At 43.4% G+C, this 6580-nt stretch carries 6 protein-coding genes, 1 pseudogene and 1 riboswitch; of the genes and pseudogenes, 1 reads left to right on the top strand and 6 read right to left on the bottom strand.

Going from position 1 to position 6580, the window contains the following annotated elements:
• Positions 1-336 (top strand): annotated as a pseudogene (locus HT699_RS10890) (IS30 family transposase); the annotation flags it as partial.
• Positions 337-464: 128 nt separating this feature from the next.
• Here the strand turns inward: HT699_RS10890 and HT699_RS10895 are convergent.
• The 6 genes from HT699_RS10895 to HT699_RS10920 form a co-directional block, all read right to left on the bottom strand.
• Complete coding sequence (locus HT699_RS10895) at positions 465-2897, bottom strand: ATP-dependent Clp protease ATP-binding subunit (RefSeq protein WP_172934364.1); 2433 nt, start codon at positions 2895-2897, stop codon at positions 465-467.
• Position 2898: 1 nt separating this feature from the next.
• A complete protein-coding gene (locus HT699_RS10900) occupies positions 2899-3357 on the bottom strand; it encodes a CtsR family transcriptional regulator (RefSeq protein ID WP_001211283.1) in 459 nt (152 codons plus the stop codon).
• Positions 3358-3475: 118 nt separating this feature from the next.
• The gene (locus HT699_RS10905; protein WP_000136224.1) at positions 3476-4204 is read right to left on the bottom strand and encodes an ABC transporter ATP-binding protein; all 729 of its coding nucleotides are present in this window, start codon (positions 4202-4204) and stop codon (positions 3476-3478) included.
• Positions 4204-5211, bottom strand: coding sequence for an ABC transporter substrate-binding protein (locus HT699_RS10910; RefSeq protein WP_004261900.1), 1008 nt, complete (start codon positions 5209-5211; stop codon positions 4204-4206). The genes HT699_RS10905 and HT699_RS10910 overlap by 1 nt, the downstream gene beginning before the upstream one ends.
• A gap of 37 nt (positions 5212-5248) precedes the next feature.
• Entirely contained in the window at positions 5249-6007 is a 759-nt protein-coding gene (locus tag HT699_RS10915; protein WP_162199275.1) for an ABC transporter permease, read from the bottom strand.
• Entirely contained in the window at positions 5970-6260 is a 291-nt protein-coding gene (locus tag HT699_RS10920) for a thiamine-binding protein (RefSeq protein WP_138707182.1), read from the bottom strand. The genes HT699_RS10915 and HT699_RS10920 overlap by 38 nt, the downstream gene beginning before the upstream one ends.
• A gap of 70 nt (positions 6261-6330) precedes the next feature.
• Positions 6331-6433: riboswitch (TPP riboswitch) on the bottom strand.
• Positions 6434-6580 lie beyond the last annotated feature (147 nt).

Below are 6580 nucleotides of genomic sequence, written 5' to 3' on the forward strand. Positions count from 1 at the left end.
ACGGTTCTGCTTACAAGAGTGAAAAATTATTGTTTACTGGTCTTAACTGATCGAAGGACTAGGCATCAAATTATCCGATTGATTCCAAATAAAAGTGCTGAGGCAGTCAATCAGGCTTTAAAACTCATCTTAAAACAAGACAAGATTCTGTCCATCACGGCAGATAATGGTACAGAATTTAACCGCTTGTCTGATGTATTTTCTGAGGAACATATCTATTATGCGCACCCCTATGCCTCTTGTGAAAGGGGAACTAATGAGAATCACAACAGGCTCATTCGGAGATGGTTACCTAAGGGAACTAAGGAAACGACTCCCAAAGAAGTCGCATTCATCTAAAATTGGATTAATAACTATCCTAAAAAATGCTTGAACTACAAATCACCCAGAGAAGACTTCTTCATGGCTAACTTGAACTTGAAATTTGGCAAAAGAGAATCAAGATTACTCCTGATTCTCCATTTTTATGCAATATCAAATTTCAATTGGCCTGCTTTGACACCAATCTTAAGTGTGCTGCCTGCCACCAAATCTCCCTTAAGAAGAAGTTCTGCCAACTTGTCTTCCACTTCTGTTTGCAGGGTTCTGCGAAGTGGACGAGCTCCCATCTCTGGGTCATATCCTTGATTTGCCAACAATTTCAGTGCGGAAGCTTGTAATTTCAAGTCAATGCCTTTTTCAGCCAAACTTGCCACTAAAGGTTTGACCATAATCTTCACCACTTCCTGCATATGGTCACTAGACAGGCTATGGAAGACCACCTTTTCATCAATACGGTTGATAAACTCAGGTCTATAAGCCTTTTTCAGCTCTTCAAACATGCGTTTTTCCATATTTTCCTGGTCAAAACGAATATCCTTAGCCCCAAAACCAACAGTCTTATCATCACGAAGGGCAGTCGCACCTAGGTTCGATGTCATAATGATAATGGTATTTGAAAAATCGACCTTGCGTCCCTTGCTATCTGTCAAGACACCGTCATCCAGAACCTGCAAGAGAACATTAAAGATATCTGGGTGAGCCTTCTCTACCTCGTCAAAAAGGAGAACGGAATATGGTTTGTTGCGAACCTTCTCGGTCAACTCCCCACCTTCTTCATAACCCACATAACCCGGAGGAGCTCCATTGAGACGGCTGGCTGCAAATTTCTCCATATACTCACTCATATCAAAGCGGATAAGGGCTGATTCGTCATCAAAGAGAACTTCTGCCAAAGCCTTGGCCAATTCGGTCTTCCCGACACCTGTGGGTCCTAGGAACATAAAAGAACCAATCGGACGCTTGTGACTGCGAATCCCTGACTGATTGCGGCGAATAGCACGGCTAATACTTGAAACAGCTTGATCTTGACCGATGACACGTTTGTGCAGTTCAGCTTCCAGATTCAGGTATTTCTTGGCATCAGTCTGAGTCAGTTTTTGGACTGGAATGCCTGACAAACGACTCAAGGTGGTCAAAATATCAGCCTCTGTCACCAAGTCTTTATAGACAGGCACTTCCTCTTCTTTTGCGATTAGCTGGGCTGCCTGTTTCCACTTGCCATCCATCAAGGCCTTGTCAGCTGGACTCAAGCCTGAATCGTCTGCTTTTACATGCTTAGCCTTATTTTGCACTGTTGCTGCTGCTTCATCTAAGAGGTCGATAGCAGAGTCTGGCAAATGGCGACTAGTCAAGTAACGATGGGCCATCTTAACGGCTGTTTCGACCGCTTCATCTGTGATTTGCACACGGTGATGTTTCTCATAAGTCGCCTTCAAGCCTTGCAAAATGGCCATGCTGTCTGCCACACTTGGCTCTTCAATCGTCACTTTAGCGAATCGACGAGAAAGGGCCGCATCTTTTTCGATGTGTTTTTGGTATTCTTCCTGAGTGGTGGCACCAACCGTTCTCAAAGTTCCACGCGCCAAGGCTGGCTTCAAAATATTGGCCGCATCCAGAGTCGAGTCAATCCCGCTACCAGAACCCATGATAGTGTGGAGTTCATCGATAAAGAGGATGACTTGGCCATCTTCTTCAATATCCTTGATGATATTGTTCATGCGTTCTTCAAAGTCACCACGGAAGCGTGTCCCTGCCACGACATTCATCAAATCCAGCTCTAACACGCGCATCTTAGCCATTTCCGCAGGCACATCTCCACTAGCAATACGCTGGGCAAGACCAAGCGCCAGAGCTGTTTTTCCGACACCAGCATCCCCAACCAAGACAGGGTTGTTCTTAGTCTTACGGCTCAAGATTTGAATCATACGTGAGATTTCCTTATCCCGACCGATGACTGGTTCTAACTTGCCAGAACGCGCTTGCTCTGTCAAATCATGCGTATAGTCCTCGAGACCACCACTCGGAGTCTGCGGCATGCCCATCATATTGGCCATAGAATTTTGTTTGTCAGCCACAGTACGATGGCGTTGACGTAAAGCCTTGAGGTCTTCACGAGTCCAACCTGCCCGTTCTTCTAAATTTCGACGAAGAGCAGCAATCTTAACCTGATCTTTCTTGTCTTCATAAGAAAAACCAGCCCTCTCCAAGATACGAGTCGCCAAGGCATTGCCATCATGCAAAATCGCATAGAGGACGTGCTCTGTCCCTAGCACCTTAGCATGGACCACTGACGCTACATACTCTGCTTCGTCAAAAAGAACCTGCAAACGACGGGAGAACGGCAATTCCGTAAAGGTTTCATCCTGGCTATAGTCCGTTTCAGTCAGTTCCAAAGCCACCTCTTCTAAACGGTCCATCTCATATGGATAATCATTTAAAGTTGCCCCTGCCACACTATAACTGTGATTGGACATGGCAATCAACAAGTGCCAAGACTCTAGGTAACCAGCTTCAAAATGGCCAGCCACCATGTAGGCACTCTCGATACATTCATTCAATGCTTTTGAATAGTTCATCTTACTTCCCTTTTCTATCTACCTCTTGTATGACCTGACGTAGCATATTTGCTCGAACAACTGGAGCTTCTTCTCCTAAAACGCGATCCAAAGCTACTGATACTAGCAAATTCATCTCCTGCTTGGTCATCAATTCCTGCTCAACCAAAAGCTGGAGAATATCCTCATAAATTTCTTGACTGACTCGCTCACCAATCGAGTAAAGCAGCTCCCGGAGCATTTCATGATGACTAGAAAACTTAATCCGTCCTATACGAATGTAGCCTCCGCCACCACGCTTACTTTCAACCAAGTAGCCTCTACTTTCCGTAAAGCGTGTCTTGATCACGTAGTTAATCTGACTAGGAACAACCTGAAAGGTATCTGCCAACTGACTCCGTTGCAACTCCACGATACCAGATTGATCTAAAATCGCCTTGATGTAGGCCTCAATATGATCCGATGTATTTTTAAATCTCATAACAAACCCACCTCTCTCTTTAAACCTTGACCTTGTTTGACTATTATACCGAAATTTTCTCATTTTTAAAAGAAAAAGGGCGCTGGTAAAGGATAATCTTCACCAACTCCCTATTTTTCTACTTATCTAAGCCTAATTCTGCCAAGATTTGACGTTTGTAGGCAATCTTTTGGACTTCCTTGTCCTCATCTTCAGACCAATCTAGTTTAATTTCTGAAACAATCTGCCCAGGGCGATTTTTCAAAATATAGATGCGGTCGCTGAGATTGAGGGCCTCCTCAATACTATGCGTGATGATCAGGGTTGTTAGCTGCAACTGCTTGTGAATCTCAAGATACCAAGCGTGGAGTTCCATCTTGGTCATCTCATCCAAGGCGCTAAAGGCCTCATCTAAGAGAAAGAGCTTGTGCCCAAAAAGGTAGGTCCGGAGTAAGGCTACACGCTGGCGCATCCCACCGCTAAGTTCATGAGGATACTTGTCTCTTACAGCTGTCAGCTGGAAGGTCGCAAGAATTTTATCCGCTCGGGAAATAGCTTCTGCCTTATCCACCTTTTGAATCAAGAGGGGCAGAATGATATTTCCAAGCACCGTCTTGTGCTCCAAGAGCAGATCCTTTTGCAACATATAACTCACGCGCCCCTTGGGATTTTCTTCACCATCAAGGACAATTCTCCCTGACTGAACTTCTAAAATCCCAGCGATTAGATTAAAGAGGGTGGTCTTTCCAACACCACTTGGGCCTAGGATGGAAACCACTTCGCCTGAAGTCACCTGTAGGTTGATATCCTCTAAAATCCTCTCCTGACCATAGGCATAACTGACGTGCTCTAGTCTAATTTCTGTCATTATTTCACAAATTCGTTGGTGAAGCCTTTGTCTGTCAAGTCTTCTTTAAGGATACCATTTTCTTTATCCCATTTGTAGAAAGCATTCCAGCGAGCTGCGTCAAATTGACCCCATTTTTCCTTGTCGCTTGCGTATTCTTTTGACAAGTATTTTTGAGATTCGATGACAAAGTCACGTTTTTCCTTGAGTTCAGGTGCATTCTTGATGAGAATATCTGCAGCTTCTTCTGGATGCTCCATAGCATATTGGTAACCTTTTTTGATGGCTTGGATGACTTTACGAGCTTCTTCTTTGTTATCTTTCAGATAGTCGTTGTTTGCGATGATAACTGGTGAATAGTAGTCAAACTCCTTGACATAGTCTTTCAAATACATGAAGTTAGCATCTACACCTTGAGATTTAGCAAGTATACCATCCCAACCGTAGTAGATCCAAGCAGTGTCAAAGACACCATTGGCAATAGGTGTGATAGAGTTTGAGTCGTTATTTGGTACTTTTTCTACCTTCTCAAAGTCCCCACCTTGTGATTCTACCAATGTTTTCAACATAGCAAGTTCAGTTGGGTCATTCCAAGTCCCGTATTTCTTACCAACCAAGTCTTTTGGACTGCTTACATTGTCAGATTTACGTGAGATGATTCCTGATGTATTGTGTTCAACAATAGCTGCAACGGCAGTGATTCCTGCTCCTTTTTCCAATTTTTTAGCCATGTAGTCTTGGAAATACACTGCAAATGGTGCCTTACCATTGATAACCAAGTCAGATGAGCTTTCTTCTGGTGGCAATTTCAAATCAACATCCACTCCAGCTTCTTTGAAATAACCTTTTTCCTTGGCAACATATAGCCCTGTGTGGTTAGTATTTGGTGTCCAGTCTAGGATAAAGTCGATCTTCTTGAGTTCTGCCTCTTTGTTATCCTTAGAAGCAGTTCCTTGACCACAGGCCACAAGTACAACAGCTACAAGAGCTGTTAAAACAGTTAAAAACACTTTCCATGTTTTCTTCATTTTGATTTCCTCTTTTCTTTTTTGAAACATTCTAATTCTACGAACGTTTCCATTTAATAACATATTTTTCACTGACATCAACCAGCTTCATACCGAGAAGACTGATAATCGATACCAGAATAATAATAGCAAACATGGTATCATACTGAAACAGTTTCTTGGACTGAATCATGTAGACACCTAGTCCTTCAAAGCCTCCCAACCACTCAGATACCACTGTTGTGATAAAGGCGTAGGAGACACTGACCCTCAGACCTGCATAAAAGTAAGGCAGGCTGACTGGAATTTTAAAATGCCACAGGATTTGCCAAGGCTTGGCCCGCATCAGACTAAACAAGGTCAGCATATCCTTGTCACAATGCCTAAAGCCGTCCAAAATACTGACGATGATAGGAAAAGTTGTTGTCAAGATAATCAAGACAATCTTGGGCAGAATCCCATAACCTAGCCACAAGACCAGAATAGGGGCTATGGCAATGGTCGGGATAGTCTGAACAACCACCATCATAGGGTAAATCAGGTCATTGAGCCAAGTCAAACTATCCATGAGCACAGCCATGAGACAGGCAATCAAGACTCCCAAAATCAGCCCCAGTAAAGCCACTCTCAAAGTCGCCCAGCTATGGTGCCAGAGAAATTCTCTATCACGCACAAAAGACTGGAGGATTTCAAGAGGTGTCGGCAGGATAAACTTGGGGAGAAGTTTAAGAAAACCTGCTAACTGCCAGATTGACAAGACTCCGAGAAAGCCCAATAGACTAATGTGTCGTCTCAGTATACTTTTCAAGTTTCTCATCAATACTTAAAATCTCTCCTACATTTATTTTGACATTGGCAAAGACATTGTCTGTCTCCTGCCCTGCCACTTCCAGCGCTTCTTTTAGAATGCGCATAAGCTCATCAAACTCCCCTTCCAAGACCGTTTCAAATGGTGTCACTACCATCGTCACTTCTTGAGTTTGCAGATAAGCAATGACCTGATCAATAACAGCTATCCGATCAATCCCCTGTGCTAGGGGTAAAACTTGCAAGGCAATGCTTGCTTTCATAAGAACCTCCTCTTCTCGTTTTCCTTTTTAAAAAAAGAAAAACCTTTACCATACATGGAAAAGGTGCAAAATTAGACTAAGTATCGTTCCCTCCGCTGGCATTACCCAGATCAGGTGCGGTCGAAGTTTAACACTTCCTCTCAGACTGTACACAGACTCCCATATATTATATGTATATATGATAGCGCAAAATAAGAAAAATGTCAAGGAAATTGCTTAATCGAGTAGGGGATAATCTCTAGCCCCTCTCACACCACCGTACGTGCCGTTCGGCATACGGCGGTTCAACTAACTTTTAACACATGTCGTTCAAGGTAATA

Source organism: Streptococcus sp. 1055 (assembly GCF_013276815.1).
Taxonomy (GTDB): Bacteria; Bacillota; Bacilli; order Lactobacillales; family Streptococcaceae; genus Streptococcus; species Streptococcus pseudopneumoniae.